General features: G+C 72.9%; 20 protein-coding genes. 5 read left to right on the forward strand and 15 right to left on the reverse strand.

From position 1 onward, the window contains the following. From ABZ815_RS11430 to lhgO, 6 genes are all read right to left on the reverse strand, one after another. A complete protein-coding gene (locus ABZ815_RS11430; RefSeq protein ID WP_357696557.1) occupies positions 1 to 1608 on the reverse strand; it encodes a YfjP family GTPase in 1608 nt (535 codons plus the stop codon). Further along, positions 1605 to 3470, reverse strand: a complete 1866-nt coding sequence (locus ABZ815_RS11435; protein ID WP_357696559.1) for an ABC transporter — start codon at positions 3468 to 3470, stop codon at positions 1605 to 1607. Before ABZ815_RS11435 ends, ABZ815_RS11430 begins: the two co-directional genes overlap by 4 nt. Positions 3471 to 3580: 110 nt before the next feature. Then, on the reverse strand, positions 3581 to 4240 hold the full coding sequence (locus tag ABZ815_RS11440; protein ID WP_357696674.1) for a response regulator transcription factor: 660 nt from the start codon (positions 4238 to 4240) through the stop codon (positions 3581 to 3583). A 74-nt stretch (positions 4241 to 4314) separates the two neighbouring features. Continuing rightward, entirely contained in the window at positions 4315 to 5727 is a 1413-nt protein-coding gene (locus tag ABZ815_RS11445; protein WP_357696561.1) for a HAMP domain-containing sensor histidine kinase, read from the reverse strand. Continuing rightward, entirely contained in the window at positions 5727 to 6419 is a 693-nt protein-coding gene (locus tag ABZ815_RS11450; protein ID WP_357696563.1) for a response regulator transcription factor, read from the reverse strand. Before ABZ815_RS11450 ends, ABZ815_RS11445 begins: the two co-directional genes overlap by 1 nt. Positions 6420 to 6436: 17 nt before the next feature. Then, complete coding sequence (gene lhgO, locus ABZ815_RS11455; protein ID WP_357696565.1) at positions 6437 to 7627, reverse strand: L-2-hydroxyglutarate oxidase; 1191 nt, start codon at positions 7625 to 7627, stop codon at positions 6437 to 6439. Positions 7628 to 7699: 72 nt separating this feature from the next. Here lhgO and ABZ815_RS11460 point away from each other — a divergent pair, with 72 nt between their 5' ends. Then, on the forward strand, positions 7700 to 8071 hold the full coding sequence (locus ABZ815_RS11460) for a hypothetical protein (protein WP_357696567.1): 372 nt from the start codon (positions 7700 to 7702) through the stop codon (positions 8069 to 8071). Positions 8072 to 8075: 4 nt separating this feature from the next. Here ABZ815_RS11460 and ABZ815_RS11465 read toward each other — a convergent pair whose 3' ends face one another. Beyond that, on the reverse strand, positions 8076 to 9080 hold the full coding sequence (locus tag ABZ815_RS11465; protein WP_357696568.1) for a hypothetical protein: 1005 nt from the start codon (positions 9078 to 9080) through the stop codon (positions 8076 to 8078). 35 nt (positions 9081 to 9115) lie between these two features. After that, positions 9116 to 10387 (reverse strand): MATE family efflux transporter, encoded by a 1272-nt coding sequence (locus tag ABZ815_RS11470; RefSeq protein WP_357696570.1) that lies wholly within the window; start codon positions 10385 to 10387, stop codon positions 9116 to 9118. Between the two features lie 70 nt (positions 10388 to 10457). Between ABZ815_RS11470 and ABZ815_RS11475 the strand changes: the two genes are divergently transcribed. Next, a complete protein-coding gene (locus ABZ815_RS11475) occupies positions 10458 to 11426 on the forward strand; it encodes an aldo/keto reductase (protein ID WP_357696571.1) in 969 nt (322 codons plus the stop codon). A 146-nt stretch (positions 11427 to 11572) separates the two neighbouring features. On the opposite strand, the gene thpR is transcribed toward ABZ815_RS11475, so the two are convergent. The 4 genes from thpR to ABZ815_RS11495 form a co-directional block, all read right to left on the reverse strand. After that, the gene (thpR, locus tag ABZ815_RS11480; protein WP_357696573.1) at positions 11573 to 12130 is read right to left on the reverse strand and encodes an RNA 2',3'-cyclic phosphodiesterase; all 558 of its coding nucleotides are present in this window, start codon (positions 12128 to 12130) and stop codon (positions 11573 to 11575) included. A gap of 30 nt (positions 12131 to 12160) precedes the next feature. Then, positions 12161 to 13369 carry an MFS transporter gene (locus ABZ815_RS11485; protein ID WP_357696575.1) on the reverse strand — a complete coding sequence of 403 codons (1209 nt, stop codon included), beginning with the start codon at positions 13367 to 13369 and terminating at the stop codon, positions 12161 to 12163. A gap of 56 nt (positions 13370 to 13425) precedes the next feature. Beyond that, the gene (locus ABZ815_RS11490; RefSeq protein ID WP_357696577.1) at positions 13426 to 13872 is read right to left on the reverse strand and encodes a MarR family transcriptional regulator; all 447 of its coding nucleotides are present in this window, start codon (positions 13870 to 13872) and stop codon (positions 13426 to 13428) included. A 126-nt stretch (positions 13873 to 13998) separates the two neighbouring features. After that, the gene (locus ABZ815_RS11495; RefSeq protein ID WP_357696579.1) at positions 13999 to 15372 is read right to left on the reverse strand and encodes an NCS2 family permease; all 1374 of its coding nucleotides are present in this window, start codon (positions 15370 to 15372) and stop codon (positions 13999 to 14001) included. 154 nt (positions 15373 to 15526) lie between these two features. Here ABZ815_RS11495 and ABZ815_RS11500 point away from each other — a divergent pair, with 154 nt between their 5' ends. Further along, positions 15527 to 15739, forward strand: a complete 213-nt coding sequence (locus tag ABZ815_RS11500; protein WP_357696581.1) for a DUF2530 domain-containing protein — start codon at positions 15527 to 15529, stop codon at positions 15737 to 15739. 104 nt (positions 15740 to 15843) lie between these two features. Then, entirely contained in the window at positions 15844 to 17304 is a 1461-nt protein-coding gene (locus tag ABZ815_RS11505; RefSeq protein ID WP_357696583.1) for an alpha/beta hydrolase, read from the forward strand. Positions 17305 to 17388: 84 nt separating this feature from the next. Here the strand turns inward: ABZ815_RS11505 and ABZ815_RS11510 are convergent, their stop codons facing one another. Both ABZ815_RS11510 and ABZ815_RS11515 read right to left on the reverse strand, forming a co-directional pair. Beyond that, positions 17389 to 20421, reverse strand: a complete 3033-nt coding sequence (locus tag ABZ815_RS11510) for a hypothetical protein (RefSeq protein ID WP_357696585.1) — start codon at positions 20419 to 20421, stop codon at positions 17389 to 17391. Between the two features lie 87 nt (positions 20422 to 20508). Then, positions 20509 to 21309 (reverse strand): DUF3027 domain-containing protein, encoded by an 801-nt coding sequence (locus ABZ815_RS11515; protein ID WP_357696587.1) that lies wholly within the window; start codon positions 21307 to 21309, stop codon positions 20509 to 20511. Positions 21310 to 21434: 125 nt separating this feature from the next. Between ABZ815_RS11515 and ABZ815_RS11520 the strand changes: the two genes are divergently transcribed. Beyond that, complete coding sequence (locus ABZ815_RS11520; protein ID WP_357696589.1) at positions 21435 to 22943, forward strand: MFS transporter; 1509 nt, start codon at positions 21435 to 21437, stop codon at positions 22941 to 22943. Here the strand turns inward: ABZ815_RS11520 and ABZ815_RS11525 are convergent. Further along, positions 22940 to 23335, reverse strand: a complete 396-nt coding sequence (locus tag ABZ815_RS11525) for a cold-shock protein (RefSeq protein WP_357696590.1) — start codon at positions 23333 to 23335, stop codon at positions 22940 to 22942. The two genes, ABZ815_RS11520 and ABZ815_RS11525, sit on opposite strands and share 4 nt — an antisense overlap. Positions 23336 to 23425 lie beyond the last annotated feature (90 nt).

Here is a 23425-nt window from a genome sequence, read left to right on the forward strand (position 1 = left end):
TCAGGAGCGGGCTGTGGTGACGGCGTCCGTGAAGCGGGTGTAGCGGTCGAGTTCGGCAGTCACGGGGTCCAGCACGTAGTTCTCGGCGACCTCGCCGATGGCGGTACGCAGGGCCCGCGCCGTACGTCCGGCCCTGCGCCGCCCGCCCGCCCACGCGGCCAGTCGGGACAACAGCGCGATCACCACCCCGGCCAGCGCGCCGCCCGCCAGCAGCACGGTCGGCCACGGCACCGCGCCCAGGGTGGGGAGCGGCGGCTGCGGCAGGCGCAGGTAGTCCATCCCGAACAGCACGCCCAGCCACAGGGCGCCCGCCGCCATGGTGGCGAAGACGACCCACTGCAACACGTTCACCATCCGCCACCACCGCGGCCTGCGGGTGGTCCCGGCGGTGGTGCGGCCCACGGCCCGGTCGACCGCGTCGGCCAGTTCCGGGGAGCGCGAGCGCGCGGCCTGCCGCACCGCCGCCGCCCACGGGCCGGGCAGGTCCGCCGCGGCCGCCTCGCCGACGTCCCTGATCGCCGTCTCGACCTGCGTGCGCTGTACGGCCGACGCCGCCGGCACCGACGTACGCCCCACGATCTCCTTGTCCGGCCGCCCCACCCCGATCCTGAGCCTGCGCAACGGGTCGGGACGGAACCTGCGCAGCCACCGGGTGACCGGCCAGCCCGTGGCGACCACGGCACGGTGCCGGTGCCCCTTGGCCACGGCCTCCAGGACCAGCGGCACCCCGGCGGCCTGGGAGAGCGCGCCCGTGAGCCGCCGGTCCAGCCCCGCCACCCGCTTGGCGCCGGGGCCGGGCGGCGGGCCGTCCACGGCCAGGTGGCCGGCGGCGGTGGTGACGTCGGCGGCCAGGCGGGCGGCCCACGACTCGCGCCGGGCGACCCGGTCGGCCAGGATCGAGCGCAGCTCCGGCAGGCCGGCGCCGGTCCTGGCGGAGACCGGCAGCACCGGCACGCCCGCGAGCCCGTCCTCCTCCAGGAGGCGGCGCAGGTCGGCCACGCAGCGTTCCACAGCCTGTGGAGGCAGGCGGTCCACCTGGTTGAGCACCACCAGCATCACGTCGCGATGTCCGGCCAGCGGACGCAGGTAGCGCTCGTGCAGCGCGGCGTCGGCGTACTTCTGGGGGTCGACGACCCAGACGAGGAGGTCCACCAGCGCCACCAGGCGGTCCACCTCAAGGCGGTGGGAGAGCCGGATCGAGTCGTGGTCGGGCAGGTCGAGGAGGACGAGACCGGACGTCCCCGGCGCCTCGGCGGCGGAGTGGCGGCGCGGGACGTCGAGCCAGTCCAGCAGCGGACCGGCGCCCTCGCCGTCCCACAGGGCGGCCTGGGCGGTGGAGGTCGTGGGCCTGGTGACGCCCACGGCGGCCAGTTCCTCGCCGGCCAGGGCGTTGTAGAGGGAGGACTTGCCGCTGCCCGTCGCGCCGGCGAGCGCGGCCACGGTGTGGTCGACCGAGAGGCTGCGGCGTGCGCCGGCCCGTTCCGCGACGGCCCGCGCGGCGGACACGTCCTGCTCGGGGAGGCGTCCCTCGGCCAGTTCGGCGGCCTCCAGCAGGGCGGCCAGCCGGGCGTCGAGCGAGGGCCCCTCCTTACGGCGCAGCAGCTTCACGGCCCCTCCGCACGGTCGGGAGCGGGCGACTCGGCCGTGGGACCGTCAGGAGCGGGCAGCTCGGCTGTCGGGGCCTCAGGAGCGGGGAGTTCAGCTGTCGGGGCCTCAGGGGCGGGGAGTTCGGCCGTGCGGGCGGTGGGGGTGGGGAGTTCGGCGCGGTGGTCGTGGATCGCGCGGGCCGCCGCGCGCAACGCGTCGGCCGTGCCCTTGGGCGGTTCGACGGTCTCCAGCCGGGCGGTGAAGCGGGCGGCCTCCTCCGCCAGCAGCACGCGCACCCGTTCGCGCAGGTCCTCGCGGGCCCGCGCGGTCAGCGAGCGCACGGCCTGGTCGCCGAAGACGGCCTCCAGCAGCTTCTGCGACAACACGCTCGTCCCGCCCGCGATGCCGACCTCGATCCCGGTGAGCCCGCCGGTCGAGGCGAACACGGCCAGCATGAGCAGCAGCCCCGCCCCGTTGACCCCGAACGACGCGAGCCGCGCCGTGGTCCGCTTCTCCGCCCCCTCCTCCCGTACGAGGTCGAGGACGAACTCCTGCCAGCCGCGCACCGCCGCCTCGGCCCGCCTGCCCAGGTCCGGAGAGGCCCGGCCGAGCCGCGCGGCCTCCATGGCGCCGAGCCGGTCGAGCAGCCCGCCCCCGCCGGGCGCGGCCGACCACCCTTCGAGCGCGCGTTCGGCCGCGCCGTCGGCCGCGCCCCTGATCAGCGACTCGACGCCGCTCTCCAGGGCGTCCTTGAGCTCGACGGCGGGGGCGCGGCCGGTGAAGAAGCCGACGATCCGGTCACGCAGCCACCCGACCCGGCTCTCCAGGGACCGCATGAGGTCGCCGGTGCCGATGAAGTCCTGCCAGCGGGCCAGCACCTCGCCGCGCAGCAGGGAGCCGTCGCGCATGCCCTCGTCGAAGTCGGCCATGCCGCCCGCGTACGCGCCGGTCACGATCGTCCGCAGCCCGTCGAAGGCGGCCTGCTGGCGCTCGACGGCCGTGGCCAGCGCGGGGACGCGGGTGTCCAGGCTGTCCAGGGCGCCCGACAACGTCTGGCGTACGACCCGGGACCGTTCGGCGGCGTCGGCGGCCAGCCCCGTGAGCCAGGAGACGATGGGTCGCACCGACTCCTCCGGCAGCCGCGCCTTCTCGTCGGGCAGCGCGGCCTCCGGCACGGTGAACAGCCGGGTGCCCGACAGGCCGTTCTCCGCCAGGAGGCGGTCGAGGTCACGGGAGACGGGCTCGACGGCCTCGGGCGCGATCCGGTCGAGGACGACGGCCAGGGCCGTGCTGCGTTCGCGGGCCGAGCGCAGGAAGCTCCAGGGCACCTCGTCGGCGTACCGGGCGGCGGTGGTGACGAACAGCCACAGGTCGGCGGCGGCGAGGAGCTGCGCGGCGAGCTCCCGGTTGGAGGTCACCACGGAGTCGATGTCGGGGGCGTCGAGCAGCGCCAGCCCGGCGCCGAGCGCGTCGGACACGACCACGCGCAGCGAGCCGGCACCGCCGGCAGCACTGGGCCTCCCGGGGCCGCCGGTGGCGCGGGACAGGCCGGGCAGCACGTTCTGGCCCGTGAACCAGTCGCGGTCGGCCGGGCTGACGACGAGCGTGGGCACCAGCGTGGTGGGCCGCAGCACGCCCGGCTCGGCCACGTCGGCTCCGACCAGCGAGTTGACCAGCGTGGACTTGCCCGCCCCGGTGGACCCGCCGACGACGGCCAGCAGCGGCGCGTCGATCGCCCGCAGCCGCGGCAGCAGGTAGTCGTCGAGCTGGCCGGTCAGCTCGCGCAGGGCACGCCGGTCCGCCGCGGCCTCGCCGATCGCCAGCGGGAACAGCTCGCGATCGAGCGGGCGGCGCAACGACTCCAACGCCCCCAGCAGCTCCATAGGTGCCAACCCCGCTTCCCGCGGTACGCCGCTCGACACCTCGCGCCCGCAGGTCCACGCTACGGTGAGCGTGCCGGGACGGTCCACAGCGCGTGGCCGCGGGCCGGGGATCAACCGGCGGGCGGCGGCTCCCTGAGCACGTACCCGACGCTGCGCAGGGTGTGGATCAGGCGGGGCTCGACGTCGTCCACCTTGCGCCGCAGGTAGGAGACGTACGACTCGACGACGCCGGCGTCGCCGCCGAAGTCGTAGTTCCACACGTGGTCGAGGATCTGCGCCTTCGACAACACCCGTCCGGCGTTGACCATGAAGTAGTGCAGCAGCTTGAACTCGGTCGGGGACAGCCGGACCTGGCGGCCGGCCCGCCAGACCTCGCGGGCGTCCTCGTCCAGCTCCAGGTCGGCCACCTTGAGCCGGCTGACCGGCGCCCCCTCGGTCCTGGTACGCCGCAGCACCGCCCGGATCCTGGCCTGCACCTCCTCCAGGCTGAACGGCTTGGTGACGTAGTCGTCGCCCACCCGGAGACCGGCGATCTTGTCCTCGGTGGCGTCCCGGGCGGTGAGGAACAGCACGGGCGCGTCGATCCGTCTGGCCACCTCGAACCCGTCCAGGTCGGGCAGCATGACGTCGAGCACCACCAGGTCGGGCGCGGCGCGTTCGGCGACCTCCACGGCCTCCTGCCCGTCGGCGGCGGTCAGCACCTCGAACCCGGAGAAGCGCAGGCTGGCGGAGAGCAGGTCCCTGATGCTGGGCTCGTCGTCCACCACCATGATCAACGCCTCGCGGACCTCGGGTTTTGTCACGATTCCAGGGTGGCTCAGGCACCTGAGGGTTAGCTGAAGGCTCACTCCAAGGCGAGTGGGAGTTCGACCCTGAAGGTCGAGCCCTCCTCGGGCGAGCTGGTCAGCGTCACGGTCCCGCTGTGGGCCCGGACGAGCGCCTGCACGATGGCCAGGCCCAGCCCGCTGCCGCGGTCCTCGGAGGAGCGGCGGCGGCTGCGCGCGGAGTCGGCGCGGTAGAAGCGTTCGAAGACCCGCTCGACCTGCTCGGGGGGCAGGCCGGGGCCGCTGTCGGCGACCTCGGTGAAGACCGTGTCGTCGGTCGCCCCGGCGCGTACGACGATGGGCGTGCCGGGCTCGGTGTGCACGATGGCGTTGGTCATGAGGTTGCTGATGACCTGCCGCAGGCGCACTTCGTCACCGGAGACGATGAGGGCCGCGCCGCCGACCACGTCCAGCTTCACCGTACGGTCGGGCGCGAGGATCCGGGCGTCGTGCACGGCGTCGGCGACCAGGGCCAGCATGTCCACCGGGCGCATCTGCAGCGGGCGCTGCTGGTCCACCCTGGCCAGCAGCAGCAGGTCGTCGACCAGCAGGCTCATGCGCCCGGCGGCCTTCTCCACGCGCTGCATCAGCTCGGCGGGGTCGGCGCCGGGGTTCTGGCGGGCGTACTCGGCGAAGCCGCGGATCGAGGTCAGCGGGGTGCGCAGCTCGTGGGAGGCGTCGCCGACGAACTGGCGCATGCGGTCCTCGGAGCGGCGGGCCGCCGCCTCGGACGCCGAGCGCGCGGCGAAGGCGGTCTCGATCTGCGCCAGCATGCCGTTGAGCGACTTGGCCAGGCGGCCCACCTCGGTACGGGGGTCGGCGTCCGGCACCCGGCGGCCGAGCTCCCCGCCCGCGATGGCCTCGGCCGTGCGCTCGATCTGCCCGAGCGGCCGCATGCTGCGGCGGACGATGGTGACGCCCGCGACCGCCAGGATGAGCAGGATGCCACCGCCGCCGAGCAGCTCGATCAGCACGAGCCGCCGGGTGATGGCGTCCACCTCCTCCAGGTCCACGGCGACGACCAGCGTGCGCCGCTGGAGCACGCTCTGCAGCACCCGCCACTCTCCGTCGCCGCCGACGGCGGGCGCGGTGTAGGCGTCGCCGCCGGGCGATCCGCGCAGGACGGGCTTGGGCTTGGCGTCCACGTCGCGGTCGCGCAACATCGGGACGAACTCCTCGCCCGGCTCCTTGACCAGCGCGATCGCGTCGGACTCGATGAGGATCGGGCGGTCGGGGGTCTCCCTGTCCCGCCGCCAGTCGCTCATGACCTTCTTGTGCATGCGCACGCTGAGCAGGTTGAGCTGGCTGTCCACCCGGTCCATGAGGTAGCCGTGCAGCACCGAGACGCTGACCAGGCCGACGAAGGTCATGCCGCAGCCGAGCAGCGCCAGCATCGCCGCGATCAGCTTGACCCTCAGCGGCAGGGCTCTCATCAGGGGCTCGGTGGCAGGCGCAGCACGTATCCGACACCCCGCAGGGTGTGGATGAGCCGGGGGCTACGGTTGTCGATCTTCCTGCGCAGGACGGACACGTACGACTCCACGATGCCCACCTCGCCCCTGAAGTCGTAGTCCCAGACGTGGTCGAGGATCTGGGGCTTGGACAGCACGCGGCCGGCGTTCGTCATGAAGTAGCGCAGCAGCTTGAACTCGGTCGGCGAGAGCGAGACGGCGTGGCCGCCGCGCCAGACCTCGTGGCTCTCCTCGTCCAGCTCGATGTCGGCGAAGGTCAGCCTGGGCGGCGCGGCCTGCGCGTCCCCGCTCGTGCGCCGGAGCACCGCGTGGATCCTGGCCACGACCTCCTCCAGGCTGAACGGCTTGGTGACGTAGTCGTCGCCGCCGATCGTGAGCCCGCGGATCTTGTCCTCGGTCTCGTCGCGGGCGGTCAGGAACACCACGGGCGTGTGCAGCCCGCCGCTCCGCATCCGCCGGACGATCTCGAAGCCGTCCAGGTCGGGCAGCATGACGTCGAGCACGACGAGGTCGGGCCGGTGCCGTTGCACGGCGCTGACGGCGTCGAGGCCGCTCTTGGCCGTGGTCACGTCGAAGCCCGCGAACCTCAGGCTCGCGGCGAGGAGTTCGAGGATGTTGGGGTCGTCCTCGACTATCAGCAGGCGTGATTCCATCACATCCAAGGATGCCCTCATCGGGACAGTGCTGGAACAATTCCGGCAATATGCCGGGCAATTGCCAGACTTGACGTCGCCGCGGGCGAAGGGGCGTTGCGGACCAGGACCACGCCGCCCTGGACGTCGACCACGAAGTCGTCCACCAGCCGCCCGTCCCTGGCGACGGCCTGGGCCCGGACGCCGCCACCGGTCCTGACGAGGTCGGCGGCGGTGAGCTCGGGCACGTACCGGCGGGCGGCCCTGACGAAGGCGCTCTTGACGACGGAGCCGTATACCTCTTTGATCCCGGTACGCCAGTGGGCGCGCGCCATGCGAAGCGTTCCCGGCCAACGCATAATTTGACCGAAATTTCGTACATCTCGCCATCTGTAGCCTTCGTAGGCCAGAGCCAGCACCGCGTTCGGCCCCACCAGCACCTCGTCGTCGATGTGCCTGGTCAGGTGCACGCCCAGGAACGGGTAACGCGGGTCGGGCACCGGGTAGATCAGCCCGCGCACCAGCTCCTTGGCCGCCCCGGCCAGCGCGTAGTACTCGCCCCGGAACGGCACGATCCGCACGTCCCCCGGCGCCCCGGCCATCCTGGCGACCGCGTCCGTGCCGAGCCCGCCGCAGACCACCAGCCGGTCGAAGGTGAACCGCCGGCCGCCGGCCAGCACCTGGACGCCCTTCGACGTCTCGCGGATCGCCCGTACGGGGTGCGACAGGCGTACAGAGCCGCCCATCCGCGCCACGTCGAGCGCCAGCGCGCGGGCGACGGCGGGGAAGTCGGCGACGGCGGTGTGCGGCGAGTGGATCGCGGCGACGCCGACCGCGTGCGGCTCGATCTCGCGCAGGCCGAGGGCGTCCAGCTCGGCGAGGCCGGGCACGCCGTTGGCCCGCGCCCGCTCGGCCAGCGCCCGCAGCGGCGCCCGCTCGGCCCGCGTACTGGCCACGACCAGCTTGCCGACCTCGCGGTAGGGCAGCCCGTGCTCGGCGCAGTACGCCTTGAGCAGCGCCACGCCCTCCCGGCACAACCTGGCCTTGAGCGAGCCCGGCGGGTAGTAGATCCCGGCGTGCACGACGCCGCTGTTGTGCCCGGTCTGGTGGGCGCCGACGCGCGGCTCCTTGTCCAGCACGGTCACCTCGGCGCCCCGGGCGGCGGCCAGCTCGCGCGCCACGGCCAGCCCGACGATCCCCGCCCCGACGACACCGATCTTTTCCGTCACACACCCGATTTTCCTGCTAAAGGCCACCCTGCCGCCATACCTGGGCGAATCGAACATGAGTACGATGGCCTCATGTACGTCCCGCCAGAGTGGCCCGCCGAGGTCCGCCCGCCCAGCGTCCCCGACTGGGAGACCTCGGCGGTGGCCTGGCTGCTCGACGCGGTGCCGCCCGACTACCGGGCCTACGAAGTGCTGAGGCGGCACCCGGTGGCCCTGGCCTTCATGGCCAGGCACCACGTCCGGGCGGCGGTCGAGGCCGCCCGCGCGGGCTATCGCGGCGCGGCCGTCGACCTCAAGGGCCACCTGCCGCCGCACGCCGTCGAGGCCGTGCTCGACACCTACCGCCAGGAGGGGCCGCGGCTGGTGCGCCTGTCGCGCTCGATCGAGGTGGTCGAGCGCGCGCTGCGCGGCGACATGTTCACCGCCACCATGCGCAACCCCTGACGGCTCAGCGGGTGCGGCGCGCGATGAAGGTGATCACGCCGGTCGCCCCCGCGGCCGCGGCCAGCCAGATCAGCACGTCCTTGGCCGTCAGGCCGCTCGGCTCCGCGGTGTCGGACGGGCGCGCGCTCTCCTGCGCGGCGACGGGCTTAGGCGTGGGCGTGGGCGTGCGCGTGGCCTGGGCGCGCTCGGGGAGCGGCACCCGGTAGACCGGGCTGTTCGGGCCCTCGGAGCCGACCAGCAGGGCCTTGCCGTCGGCGGTGTAGGCGACCGACTCGGCCTGCCGCAGCTCCGGCATGGTGACCCTGGCGAGAGTCTCCCCCGAGGGCCGGTAGAGGGTCGCCGAGAAGTACGTTCGGATGACGTAGGAGGAGCCGTCGGGGGCGTAGGCGGCGTCCGTGGCCATGATCGGGGCCGCGGCGACCCGGCGCAGCACGTTGACCTTGTCGGTGCGGAGCTTCTTCGGCGCGGCGTAGACGGACCCGGAGAACTCCTTGGACACGACGTAGAGGCGGCCGGTGCGCGGGTTGATCATGATGCCCTCGGCGTTGCGGCCGCCGCCGGCGTAGCGGAAGCGGTAGCGGGTGGCCGGCAGCGTGGCGTCCCGGAGCGTGCGCGGCTCGGCGACCTTGTAGATCGACACGTCGGGCCAGGCGCCGTCGAGGTTGTCGCCGATGTCGGCGAACCAGAGCGCGCCCTGCCCGGTGGCGGGGTCCTTGGTCGCGGCCATGGCCTCCCAGTCCCGGGCCTCGGCGCCGCGCAGGTGGAAGGTGGCCTTCGTACGCCCGTCGGGGCCGACCGCGTAGAAGACGGGGGCGGCGGAGCTGTCGTTGTGGGTGTAGAAGACGTTCTGGTGCGTGGGCGACACGGCCAGGCCGCTCGACTCGGTGATGTTCCGGTCCTTGAACGTGAACAGCTTCTCCGGCCCGTCGTCGTCCGCCCACGCCGGAGCCGCCGACAGCGCGAACGTCGCCGCCACGGCGGCCAGAACCCGGAACACGACATCCCCCACCTCGCCATCATGCCCCACGACTCGGCCCGGGACGCTCAGGCCACCGCCTCGGCCGTGCCCACGCGGGCGCTGTGGCGGCGGAACCCGGCCCCCTGGAGCACCAGCAGCAGGCCGTTGGCCGCCGCCATGGCCACCCAGAGCCCGGTGATCCCCCACGTCCGCGCCACCGGCACGGCGACCGCCAGGAGCGCGCCGTAGCCGAGGACGAAGTAGGCCAGGCTCGCCCCGGACCTCTTCAGCGCGGTCAGCCCGACGCCCTGCACGGCCTGCGCGGCGTCGGCCAGCGACGACAGCAGCATCAGTGGCAGCAGCCCGAGCGCCCGCTCGCGTACGGCCACGTCACCGGTGAACAGCCCGAGCACCTCCTCGCCGAACAGCAGCAGCGCCAGGGCGGCGGTCAGCGTGCCGGCGACGGCGAGCAGCGCGGCGGTGCGGTTGGCCCGGCGAGCCCCGGCCGGGTCTCCGGCACGGGCCACCTCGGGCACCGACGCCTGCGCCACCGACAGCGAGGCCATCATGATGAGGCCGGTGAGCGTGGTCAGCACCGCGTGCGCGGCGGTGTCGCGGGCGCCGGTGGTGCTCGCGGCGAACGTGACCACGCCGAGCACCCCGAACTTGATCAGCACGGTCGCCGCCAGCGGCACGCTGACCCTGGCCAGCCGGACGATCTCGGCCACCCGGGGCCGCGCCTGCCCGATCGGCCGCCCGAGCGCGCGGCGCAGGTTGAGGCTCGCCACGACCGCGGCCGCCACCCCGGCCGCCACCCAGGCCAGGCCCACGCCGTCGAGCCCGAGCCGCGGCGCCAGCAGCGCGGTCAGCGCGCTCAGCACCAGGCCGAAGGCCAGATTCGCCCACAACACGTCGCGGCTGCGGCCGAGCGCCACCAGGATCGTGCTCGCGCCGCCGGTGGAGGCGAAGACCAGCAGGTAGGCGGCGAGGAGCCAGGGCAGCAGGCCCAGCTCGCCGACCACCTCGCCGGGCACCCCGCTCACCCGCGCGAGCGCCGGCACGCAGAGCACCGCCAGCGCCCCCAGCGTGCCGGTGGCCAGGCTGAGCCAGCGCGCGTCCCGGACGACGGGCACCGCCGCGCCCGGATCGTCCCGGTACGGCGCCACGAACGGCCCGAGCCCCCGCAACGCGCCCTGCACGGCGGCGGTGGCGGGATTGAGCACCGCCGTCATCACCGCGAAGGCGGCCAGCGCGACCGTCTCGTGGTTGCCGAGCACGGACGTGACCACCAGCGTGCCCACCATGCCCGTGACCATCGCCAGGAAGATCGGCAACGCGGCGCGGAGGAGAACGATCACGACGACTCCGCGCAGATCATGAACTCAGCCTATGGCCTGGAGCGCACTCCAGGTATTTAGTGTGGACCCCATGGACTATGTCAACCTCGGACGCAGCGGCCTCCAGGTGAGCCCGCTCTGCCTCGGCACGATGAACTTCGGCCCGCTGACCTCGGAGGAAGACTCCTTCGCGATCATGGACAAGGCCCACGACCTGGGCATCAACTTCTTCGACACCGCGAACGTCTACGGCTGGAAGAGGGGCGAGGGCATCACGGAGAACATCCTGGGCCGCTGGTTCGCCCAGGGTGGTGGCCGCCGCGAGCGCACGGTCATCGCGACCAAGCTCTACGGCGACATGGGCGACTGGCCCAACGAGCGCCGCCTGTCGGCGCTGAACATCCGCCGGGCCTGCGACGCCTCGCTCAAGCGCATGCAGACCGACTACATCGACGTCTACCAGGCCCACCACGTCGACCGGAACACGCCTTTCGACGAGTTCTGGGAGGCCATGGAGATCCTGCGCCAGCAGGGCAAGATCATCTACGTTGGCTCGTCCAACTTCGCGGGCTGGCACATCGCCAAGGCCCAGGAGACGGCGGCGCGGCGCGGCACGTTCGGGCTGACCAGCGAGCAGAGCCACTACAACCTGCTCACCCGGACGGTGGAGCTGGAGGTGCTGCCCGCCTGCGAGGACTACGGCATCGGCGTGATCCCGTGGAGCCCGCTGGCCGGCGGCCTGCTCGGCGGCGTCCTGCGCAAGATCGACAAGGGCCGGTCGGCCTCCGACACCATGGTCAGGGAGCTGGACAAGCACCGGGACAAGATCGAGGCGTACGAGAAGCTCTGCGACGAGCTGGGCGAGGACCCGGCGTACGTGGCGCTGGCGTGGCTGCTCAGGCAGCGCGCGGTCACCGCCCCGATCATCGGCCCGCGCACGCTGGAGCAGCTCGAAGGCAGCATGCGCACGCTGGAGATCGAGCTGGACGACGCCACCCTGGCCCGCCTGGACGAGATCTTCCCCGGACATCGCACCGCGCCGGAGGACTACGCCTGGTGAGAGCGCGACCGGCCGGGCCCGGCACGACCACGGCCCGGCCGCTCGGGGCGGCTCAGGTCAGCAGGGCGCCGAGGATGACGATGAGGAACAGCAGGCCCAGCACGAGGGGCAGCAGCCAGGGGCGAGGACGGTCCACGCCCTGGAGCCTAGCCCTGCTTCACCGGTGCGAGCGCCCAATCGCCGAGTGACTCGTGCCTCACCTGGGGGCCGCCGTGGCTGCGGAACAGGTGCAGCCGCTCGGCCCGCCAGGGCGTCCCGGCGAACGCCGCCAGCGACTCCACCAGCTCCCTGAGGTCCGTGTCGGTCCGGGCCCTGGCCAGGGTGAGGTGGGGGTGGAACCGTTTCTCGTCGGTCTGCACGGCCCCCGCGCGGCGGCCGGCCGCGCGGGCCGAGTCGGCCAGCCGGGTCAGGGGGTCGCCCGCGACCCCGGCCCACAACACCCTGGCCCGCCGCGCCGAGGAGAACGCCCCGGCCCCGGCGAGGGCCAGGTCGAGCACCGTGTGCCGGTGGGCGGCCCGCGCCAGGCGCGTCTCCAGGTCGGGCAGCGCCCGCTCGGGCACCTCGCCGTAGAAGGCCAGCGTGATGTGCCAGGTGGGGCGGCCGGCCCAGCGCAGCCCCGGCACCTGCCCGACGTACGGCGCCACGGCGCGCTCGACCTCGTCGAGCGCCTCCTCAGGCGGGACCACGGCCGCGAAGAGCCTCATGTCATGCGATTGTCCCCGGACCGGGACGGCTCACGCCATCGCCAGCGCCGGTCTGGCCATCCGGTTGCCGATCAGCTTGGTCACCAGCACCGCCAGCCCGGTGCCCACCAGGACGAGCACGCCCGACAGCAGCACGCCCGTACGCGGCCCGCCCAGCTCCGACAGCCACCCGATCAGCGGCGCCCCGACGGGCGCGCCACCGGTGAAGACGAGCATGTAGATGCCCATGACGCGGCCCCGCATCTCGGGGGACGTGGCGATCTGCACGCTGGCGTTCGCGGCCGTGTTGATGGTGATCAACGCGATGCCGGTCGGGATGAGTAGCAGCAGATAGACCGGGTAGAAGGGGGCCAGCCCGGTCAGCACCTGGAACAGCCCGAACCCGATCGCCCCGGAGAAGAGCACCTTGCGCGAGAGCCTGGCCCGCCGCGCCGCCAGCAGCGCGCCGCCCAGCGCGCCCACCGCGAACATGCTGGAGGCCAGCCCGAACGACGACGCCCCCGCGCCGAACACCTCGCGGGCCATCAGCGCTATCGACATCGAGAACGACTGCGAGAACATCGACACGAAGGCGATCAGCAGGATCGGCATGAGCAGTTCCTGGCGTCCCAGGACGTACCGCAGCCCCTCCCGGAGCTGGCCCTTGGCCCTCGGCACCGGCTCGGACAGGTTGAGCTCGGAGCTGCGCATGAAGATCAGGCTGGAGATCACCGCGCCGAAGGTGAGCGCGTTGATCAGGAAGATCGGTCCCGTGCCGCCCAGCACGGAGATCAGGATGCCGGCCAGCGCCGGGCCGACCACGCGGGCCAGGTTGAAGATGGAGCTGTTCAGGGCGATGGCGTTGGGCAGGTCCTGCCGTCCGACCATCTCGACCACGAACGCCTGCCTGGTCGGCACCTCGACACAGGAGATCATGCCGAGCAGGAAAGCCATCACGAACACGTGCCAGACCTGCGCGGTGCCGGTCATGGTCAGCACGCCGATGGTGAGCGCGAGCACCGCCATCATCGACTGGGCGGCGATGAGGATGGGCCGCTTGGGGTAGCGGTCGGCGAGCACGCCGCCGAAGAGCCCGAACAGCAACATCGGCAGGAACTGCAGCGCGGTCGCCAGGCCGAGGGCCGCCGCGCTGCCTCCCGCGCCGTGCGGGCCCTTGGTCAGGTCGAGCACCAGCCAGTCCTGGGCGGTGCGCTGCAGCCAGGTGCCGACGTTGGAGACGGCGCCACCTGCCGCGAACATGCGATAGTTGCGAACCTTGAGCGACCGGAACATCCCGGTCTTGGGTTGCTCGGGTTCTATATCTTGCTGAGCTTCTCCAGGATCGGCGCCGCCTGCCGCAGGATCGACCGCTCCTCCGGTGAGAGCTCCTTCAGCCGCTGTGTCAGCCACGCCTCCTTGCGGCGGCGTTCCTCCTTCAGCAACGTCTGGGCGGCCTCGGTCACGGTCACGGTCACCTGACGCCGGTCGGTCGGGTGCGGGGTGCGTGCGACCAGGCCGCGTTCCTCTAGCGCGGCGATCACGCGCGTCATCGAGGGCGGTTGCACCTTCTCTAGCTCGGCCAATTCGCCGGGGGTTATCCCGGAATGCCGTTCCACGGCGGCGAGCGTCGCGAACTGGGTGGGCGTCAGCGAGTGCGCCGCCGCCTGACGCCGGAGTCGCCTGGTCAGCCTTGCCATCGATACGCGCAGGGCTGAGGCCAGGCCCGCGTCGCTGCGCAGGTCCATCTTGGGCTGGTTGTTCATTAGCACGTCTCATTACCTTTGCTAACTATATGCGAAGGCAAGATATTTCCCTAGGTCAGATTCGTCTCACCCCTTGATACCCCGAAGCCGCCCCACATGTGCGGGGCGGCTCCGAGAATGTCGAGGTCAGATCCCGATCGCGGCCCGGATCGGGCCGATGGCGAAGTAGAGCACGAACAGCGCGGTGACGCCCCACAGCAGCGGGTGCACCTCGCGCGCCTTGCCCCGTACGACCTTGACCAGCACGTAGCTGATGAAGCCGGCGCCGATGCCGTTCGAGATGGAGTAGGTGAACGGCATGACCACGATGGTGAGGAAGGCCGGGATGGCGATCTCGTAGTCGTCCCAGTCGATGTCGCGGATGGCGGTCATCATGAGGAAGCCGACGACGACCAGCGCGGGCGTGGCGGCCTCGTAGGGCACGACGGCGACCAGCGGCGCGAAGAAGATGGCCACCAGGAACAGCACGCCGGTGACCACGCTGGCCAGACCGGTCCGCGCGCCCTCCCCGACGCCGGCGGCCGACTCGATGTAGGTGGTGTTCGACGAGACCGAGCCGGCGCCGCCCGCCGCCGCGGCGATCGAGTCGACGAGCAGGATCTCCTTGGTCCGCGGCAGCGTGCCGTCGGCCTGGACCAGGCCCGCCTGGCGGCCGACGCCGACGATCGTGCCCATCGTGTCGAAGAAGTCGGTGATGAGCAGGGTGAACACGAACAGCACGGCCAGCAGCACGGAGATCCGGCTGAAGGCGCCGATCGGGTCGAACTCCGTGAACAGCGTCAGCGGGTTGTGGAAGCCGAAGATCTCGCCGGCCTTGGGAATGGCGGGAACGTTGAGCTGCCAGCCGCCGGGGCTCTCCGGCGTGGCCCGCTCCAGCTTGGTCAGCACCTGGACGACGACCGCCAGCACGGTCGAGACGACGATGCCGATCAGGATCGCGCCCTTGACCTTCCGCGCCACCATGGCCGCCGTGGCCAGCAGGCCGACGATGAACACCAGGACCGGCCAGGACGTGAGCTGGCCGCCGATGCCCAGCTCCAGCGGCGTGCCCGCGGCCTTGCGCACGAAACCGGCGTCCACGAAGCCGATCAGCGCGATGAACAGGCCGATGCCGACGCTGATGGCGGTCTTGAGCTGGGCCGGGATGGCGCGGAACACCGCCGTCCGCAGGCCGGTCAGCACCAGGACCGCGATGATGACGCCTTCGAGGAAGACCAGGCCCATGGCCTCCTCCCAGGTCATCATCGTGGCGATGTTGAAGGTCACGAACGCGTTCAGCCCGAGCCCGGCGGCCATCGCGAACGGCACCCGGCCGACCACGCCCATGATGATCGTCAGCACGCCGGCCACGAACGCCGTGCCCGCGGCGACCAGCGGCACCTGCGGGGTCGTGCCGTCGCCGATGACCTGGCCTTCGATGTCCTTGCCGTAGGCGAGGATGATCGGGTTCAGCACCACGATGTAGGCCATCGTGAAGAACGTGGCCAGGCCGCCGCGCACCTCACGGGAGATCGTCGAGCCTCGTTCAGAGATTGCGAAGAAACGGTCTATTGCATTACGCATGTCACTCACGCGCCGAAGAGTGACAGTAGTGGTGAACTGGGAAAAGTGTCCGCAATCGGATCGAGACCCGATTGGAAGCTAGGCTGGACACGTGAAGCAGCAGTGGCACCCCGATCCCGAGCCGATCAAGACCAACGACACGGCCGCCGTCGGGGTCGGCACCGCCCTGTGGGCCGTCGCGCTGATCGTCCTGCTCATCTTCCGCCCGGCGCCCGAGAACACGTGGTGGATCTGGACCTGCGTCACCGGGGTCGGGTTCGGCCTCTTCGGCATGTGGTTCGTCCGCCGTCCGCGCCGGGGGTGACGTTCGTCGTCCTCCGCACATCCTCGAAGTCGTCAGGAACCCATGTCTCTCCCCACCACCTGGACCGATGCCGTGTCCGATGCCGTGTCCGCAGGCCGGCCGGCATGAAGAAGGCGATGTCGGCGCTGCTCGTGGGAGCCGCCGTTCTCGCGGGCTGCGGCACCACGGGTGGGCCCGCGAAGCAGCCCGGTCCCGCCGGGAGCGCCGTCGCCTGGAGCCCGTGCGCCGGGCTGACCGGGCCCGACGGCAAGCCGCTGCCCGCCGACGCGTCCGTCCAGTGCGGGGCCGTGCGGGTGCCCCTCGACTACGGCGATCCCGGCGGCCGGAAGATCGACCTGGCGTTGATCCGGGTGAAGGCCACCGGCGAGCCCCTCGGCTCGCTGGTCTTCAACTTCGGCGGGCCCGGGGCGTCCGGCGTCGACACGCTGGCCCAGGTCGCGAAGGCGTTCGGCAGCCTGGGCGGCCGCTACGACCTCGTCAGCTTCGACCCCCGCGGCGTCGATCGCAGCGCCGGCGTCAAGTGCGGCGGCGAACTCGACGCCCTCCTCGCCGCGCCCACCGGCGCCGACGGCGACGCGACGTCGAAGAAGTTCGCCGCGGCCTGCGAGAAGGACTCCGGTCAGATCCTGCCCCACGTGGGCACCGTGGACGCCGCCGAAGACCTCGACCGCATCAGGGCCGCCCTCGGCGACCGGCGGCTCAACTACTTCGGCTTCTCCTACGGCACCCACCTCGGCGCCGTCTACGCCACCCGCTTCCCCGCGAACGTCGGCCGCTTCGTCCTCGACGGCGCCTTCGACCCCACGGTCACGTTCGAGGAGCGCGCCGTCACCCAGGCCACCGGCTTCGCCCGCGCCTTCGAGGCGTTCGCGAAGGACTGCGTGGCGCAGACCTGCGACCTCGGCCAGGACCCGGCCGCCGTCAAGAGCGCCGTCGAGAGGCTGCTCGACGCGCTCAGGAGCAAGCCGCTCAAGGTCGGCGACCGGGAGCTCACCTACGGCCTGGCCCAGCTCGCCGTCATCACCCCGCTGTACGCCAAGTCCGCCTGGCCGGTGCTGGAGCAGGCCGCCGCGGCCGGGATCAGGGGCGACGGCGCCACCCTGCTCGCCCTGGCCGACGCCTACACCGGACGGCGCCCCGACGGCACCTACTCCACCATGATGACCAGCCTGCAGGCCATCACCTGCGCCGACACCACCGAACGCCCGAGCGCCGCCGACATGGCCCGGGTCGACGACCGGATCAAGAAGATCTTCCCCATCCTGGCGGCGGACGGCGCCGCCACCGCCTGCGGCCACTGGCCCACGCCCGGCGACGACGCGGCCAAGCGCATCGACGCCACCGGCTCGGCGCCCATCGTGGTCATCGGCGGCAAGGGCGACCCGGCCACGCCGTACGAGTGGGCCACCGCGCTCAACGCCAAGCTCAGGACCGGCGTGCTCATGACGTACGAGGGCGAGGGACACGGCGCCTACCTGAGCGGCGACAGGTGCGTGACGCGCACGGTGGACACATACCTGCTGACCGGGAAGGTGCCCGCGGCGGGCACCACCTGCGCAGCCTGAACGGGAAAATGCCCGCGGCCGGGACCGCCCGCGCGGTCTGACAGCGGCGGGCCGCCTCCGCGACGGGGAGGCGGCCCGCCGGTCTCAGGACAGGTCGGCCTCGGCCAGCAGCAGCGGCACCGCCTCCGGGTCGCGCAACATCGCGGCCACGGCCAGCCGGTCGTTCCACTGGCCCGTGGCCCAGGCCAGCCCGCGGGCCAGCCCGTCGACGCCGGTGCAGTGGACCGCGCCCTCGAAGAAGCGCCATGTGCAGGCGACCCCGTCGACCAGCAGCTTCTCGTGCTCCACGTACGTCTCGGGCGCCGTCGGCAGCAGGGAGCGCACCTGCGGCGGCACGTCGCGCACCTCGCCCTGCGAGGTCACCTCACCGGTGGCCAGCTCGCCGGCCAGCGGCAGGTCGAGCAGCTCCGACAGCGCCTCGGCCAGGTCGTAGGAGGCCAGCACGAGGGGCCGGTCGGTGACGAGCTGCAGCAGGTCGGGGGCCTCGACCACCACCGCGTCCTCGGCGGCGGCCACCACGATGTCGCCGCCGAGCACCGCGCGCACCCGCGCGGGCGGCTCGACCCGGGCCGGGTCGACGGCGGCCAGCGCGATCCACAACGCCCGCAGCTGGGCCCGGTCGACCTCGATCGCCGGGTCGGCCATCAGCTCCAGCAGTTCTTCCGGCCCGCCGTGGGCGGCCAGCAGGTCGGTGAGCGTGGTGCGCACGCCGAGCATCGACAGCGCCGCCTCGTCGAGCCCGGCCGGGGCGTCGGCGTAGAGGCCCTGGAGGAGCGGGTCGGCGCCGGGCAGCCGCAGCTCAAGCGGCTTCCGGCCGCCGAGCACGGGACGGTGGGCCAGCCACCACGCGGTGTAGGAGGGCACCTCCACGCCCTCGACCCGCAGCGGGTGCAGCGCGGCCCGCAGCGGCGGCCGGGTCAGCAGCGGGAGCGCGGCCTCCCAGTCGGCCACCAGCTCAAGGTCGCGCACCGCCGCGAACTCGGCCACCACCGGCGGCACCGCGAGGTCGGGCAGCAGGTCGAGCACGTGGTCGAGCCAGTCGGCCTCGCCGTCGAGGTCGTGGTCGCAGTCGTCGTGGTCGAGCAGCACGTCGGAGTCGTGCGCGACGGCGAACCCGTCGAGCACGCCCGCCGCCGCCAGCACCCGCGGCCCGTAGGTCTCCTCCAGCTCGGGCGCGGCCACGCCGAGATGGGTGTCGGCGGCGAGCAGCCCGGCCAGCGCCCCGTCGGCGAGCATCAGCTCACCGGCCGGGTAGAGCTCGCCGTCGGCGCCGCGCAGCGCCAGCTCGGCCAGCCACGGCGCCTCGCCGGGAACCAGCCCGGACGCCGCCACCAGCGACAACACGGCCCGCGCGACCGGCTCGGGGTCGGAGCTGTCGAGCGACTGCGCGACGGCGGCCTTGGTCAGCGGGTCTTCCAGCACGGTACGCGGGGTCGCCTCGGCCGCGCCCAGCCTGAGCAGCGCCGGATGGGCCGCCTCCGGATGCACGATGCGCAGCCCGAGCGGGGTGAGGTCGAGGTCGGCCCCGCCGTCGGTCAGGATGAGCGTGCCGCGCGGGCCGCGCACCACGCGGCCGTCGGTCAGCGGCACCGGCAGCGCGCCCAGCGACTCGGGGTCGTCGGCGGGCAGCACCGCGTACAGGGAACGCCACCAGGACGGCTCACGCGCCTCCACGGCCTCGCCGGACAGCAGGTCGACCACGTCGGCCAGCTCCACCCGGCGCACGCCCAGGGCCACCATGGCGGGATGCCTGGCGGGCCACCCGGCGGGCAGCAGCCCCGGCACGAAGTCGGCCACGGTGTCGAGCAGCTCGGCGGTGGCGCCGGCCACGACGGCCGCTTCCCGGCCCGCGACCACCCAGCCGTCGCCCTCGGGCTCGCGCGCCGGATGCTCGACCCGCCACTCGGCGTCGGGCTCGTAGACCTCGGCCTCGGCGAAGGAGGGAGTGTGGACCGCGGGCGCGGGCGCCGACAACGCGGGCAGCAGCGGCGCGGACGGCAGGCGTTCGAGCACGGCCCGCCGGACGCGGGCGTCGAGCTCGCCCTTGCCCATGAGGGACGGCACCAGGTCGAGCAGCCTGGACGTGCGGGGCAACTCGCCCAGCAGCCGGACGTAGGCGTCGGCCACCCGCTCGACCAGGAAGTCGGTGAGCGGCCCCTTGGCGACGTGCCGCCGGTCGGTGGCCATGGGGAAGGACGCGATCAGCAGCGCGGGCAGGTCGATCGGCTCGTCGCTGGGCGTCGGGGCGTGCACGACGGGCGGCACGGCGGCGGGCAGCGGGCCGGGCTCGCCGGTGCCGGTGACGGGCACCGCCCAGCGCAGCGACCAGAAGGGCCGCGCCCGCTCCTCGGTCGGCCGGTCGGCGAACAGCCTGGCGACCTCGTCGGGGGTGAACTCGCCGGACTCCGACACGACGTGCCAGCCGTCGGCCACGACCGTGCGGGTGGCGCCGTCGAGGTCGATCTCGATGGCCTCCAGCGCGGGCAGACCGAGCAGCAGCGCCGGGCTGGTCTCGGCCAGCATCACCCGGACGGCGTCGACCGCCGCGGCATCGCGCAGCGGCAACCGGACGATCGTGTCGAACCCGTCGGGCACCTCCATCGGCGGCGCGTCGAACGGCAGCCTGAGCAGCGGCACGTGGCCCGCCCGGTCGGCCAGCTCCCCCGCCAGCACGGGAACGTCGGCGACCAGCTCGGACGTGCCGGCCCGCGACCAGCGCACCGAGCTGCCGCCGCGCGAGCCGATGGCCGGTTCGTCGCAGACGGAGACGACGGCCGCGAAGCCCACGCCGAACCGGCCGGCCGCGCCGATCTCGTCGCGTTTGCCCGACACGCGCAGCGTGGACAGGCCCTCCACGCCGGTCGCGTCGAGGGGGGCGCCGGTGTTGGCGGCCGTCAGCACGTCGCCGCGCAACGTCAGCCGCAACACCCCTGGCACCCCCGCGCGCAGCGCCGCGTCGGCGGCGTTCTGGGCGAGTTCGACGATCAGCCGGTCGCGGTAGCCGCCGAGCGCGAAGTCCTCCTCGGCGTTGGCGTCCTCGCGGAAGCGGGCGGGCGAGGCCGTCCAGGCGGAGAGGACGGCGGCTCGCATCCGGTCAGTGCCAAAGGTGTCGGTCATCGATCACGATCCTGGTCGAGTGAAGAGGGGCCAGGGTAGGTTAGCCCCCCTGACCGACGAAACCGCCGTTCCGCGCTCGCGCCCCGGTCAGGAGTGTCCGAGCTCCTCGGTGGCGGATTCGTCCACCGAGCCCTCTTCCTCCTCGATCAGGTCGTAACCCAGGTCGTCGAGGATCGGGCTGGCCTGCTCGACCGGCGGGGGCAGCACGGCCGCCTCCGAGTGGGCGCCGCAGCCGTGGTCGGCGGCGACGACCTTGCCGTCGTCGGGGGCGTACTCGTTGGTGCAGACGCCGAACGACAGCCGCAGCTCACCGGAGAGCAGCCAGTAGAACCCGCAGGTGGAGCACTGCGCGGGCGCGGCGTGTGCGATCGGAGTGTGCGGCCCGTGCTCGCCCGCGTGCCAGCGTCTGGCAGCCCGGTCCCTGCCGATGGCCGAGAGCACACGGGCTCGGCCCAGGCCGTACTCGAAAACCATCTGGCGGTCGGCATCTTCGTCGAGCTCGGTGAAACCGGGCGCCAGCCTGTCGTCGTCTTCCGGGGACGGCAGCAGGTCGCCGACGCCCAGGTCGCCCGGCCGCAGCCGCTCGCTCCACGGCAGCCACTCGGGGGCGAGCAGCGCGCCCGAGCCGGGCAGCAGCACGGCCTCGCTGACCGTGACCTTCTTCGCGCGCGAGGCACGGGTGACCGTGACGGCCCACCGCCAGCCGCGATAGGCCCGGTCGAGGCAGGCGAAGTAGTGGGTGACGATCCGGTCGCCCTCGCTCTCGAAGCCGAGGTGCTCGCCGGCCTCGCCCGGGTGCGCCAGCTCCTGCGCCGCGGCGCGCGCCAGATCGACTGCGGCGACACAGGCCTGGTCGGGAGCGGGGACGCGGGCCCGGGTGCGGCTCATCGGGCCGCCTCCGCCTGAAGGTGCTGTTCGCTCACACTTCATTCTCACCCATGGCCGGACCGGGCAGGCCCACAACCGCCGATCCGAGGCTGAGAACAGGGGTGAATCGGGTAAGACTGGTAGACGTGGGGGGCGGCTGGGAGCAGGCTCGGGAGATCTCGCGGCGGGTGGGTCATGCCATCGGCGGCGCGGGTCGTGCCGGCGTGCGCGCGGGCCGGGCCACCGCGAGCGGCACCGTCCGGGCCGGCCGCGCCACGGCCAGGGGCGCCCACCAGGTCGGCAGGGCGACCAGGAAGCTCACCTACGCGGGCGGCGCGGGCCGTACCGGGCTCGGGCGGCTGATCGAGCTGTCGGCCGGCAACAGCGCCGCCGACGCGCTGGTCACCGTCGCCCTGGCCAGCACGGTGTTCTTCGGCGTCCCGGTCGGCGAGGCGCGCGGGTCGGTGGCGCTCTACCTCGTCATCACGATGTTGCCGTTCGGGCTGCTGGCGCCGTTCGTGGGGCCGATCCTCGACCGGTTCAGGTCGGGGCGCCGCTACGTGATGGCGGGCACGCTGTTCGGCCGGGGGCTGCTCTGCTTCGCCATGGCCGCCGCGGTGGGGGCGGGCGACCTGCCGACGCTGTTCATCGGCGCGCTGGGCGTGCTGGTGTTGTCGAAGGCGTACAACGTGTCCAGGGCGGCGATCATGCCGAGCGTGCTGCCCGCCGACATCACGCTGGTCTCGGCCAACGCGCGGGTGGCGCTGTTCACGCTGGTGGCGGCCGGGGTGGCGGTGCCGGTCGGCGCGGGCCTGACCGCGTGGCTGGGCAGCGCCGTGGTGCTGCGCGTGGCCATGCCGGCGTTCCTGCTGCTCGGCGTCGCCGCCGTACGCCTGCCGCGGCACGTCGACTCGCCCGACCAGGAGGAGGAGGGCGTGGCGCCGCGCTGGCGCACCCTGCTCAAGGTGGGCCCGGCGGTGGCCGAGGCGGTCTGGGCCAACGTGGCGCTGCGGATCTTCTCCGGTTTCCTGGTGTTCTTCCTGCTCTTCCTGGTCCAGGACCAGGCGGTGCCGTGGCTGGCCCGGCCGACGGCGGCCACCTCGTTCTTCGACGTGCCGAAGACGATCGCGCTGCTCGCCCTCGCCGCCGGGCTGGGCGGCCTGGTCGGCGCCGCGGTCGCCAACTGGACGCGCAACCACGCCCCCCAGGTGATCGTGCTGGTCACGCTGGCGGTGACGGCCGCGACCACGATCGCCACGGCCGTCTTCTTCGACCTGTGGACGGCGCTGGCGGTCTCGCTGGTCACCGCGTTCGCGCAGGAGCTGGGCAAGCTCGCGCTCGACGCGATCGTGCAGCGGGAGATCGGCGAGGAGGTGCGCTCGTCCACGTTCGGGGTGGTCGAGGCGGTGCTGCAGTTCGCCTGGGTGTTCGGCGGCCTGCTCGGGCTCGTGCTGTCGCTGGCCCGCAGCGCCCTGGCCGGGTTCGTCGCGCCGGCGGTCGTGCTGACCGGCGTGCTGGGCTGGCTGCTGGTCACCAGGCGCGGGCGGGTGCGGGCGGCCGACGCCAAGCTGGCCAGGCAGCGGGCCGAGGCCCCCGATCAGCAACGGACCGAGACCCTCGACCGCACCAAACCCCTGACGAACCCCAACGGTTAGGCGTCGAGGTCGTCCGCGACGGCCCTGAGCACCTGGGCGATCTTCTTGGCGTGCGCCGCCTCGGGGTGCTTGCCGCGCTGGTAGGAGGTGGAGACGTCGTCGAGCAGTTTGATCAGGTCTTCGACGATGACGACCATCTCGTCGGGCGTCTTCCGCTTGGTCTTGGGCTTCGTCTTGGCCAGGGTCGGCGGCTGCTCCAGGATCCTGACCGACAGCGCCTGCTGGCCCCGGCGTCCCTCGGCCACGCCGAACTCCACCTTCTGGCCTGGCTTGAGCGGGCCGGCGTTTGTGGGAAGCGCGGAGGAATGCACGAAGACCTCACCGCCGTCGTCACGGGTGAGGAAGCCGAAACCCTTGTCGGCGTCGTACCACTTGACCTTGCCACTCGGCACAGGAGGACCTCGTTCAAACAGTCGAAAAGGATGAATGGATGTAGGTTATGCCCCGAAGCGCGCGGAGGCGACCGGGAAAATGCGGGGCAA

Origin of the sequence: Nonomuraea sp. NPDC047529 (genome assembly GCF_040642995.1) — a bacterium.
GTDB lineage: Bacteria > Actinomycetota > Actinomycetes > Streptosporangiales > Streptosporangiaceae > Nonomuraea.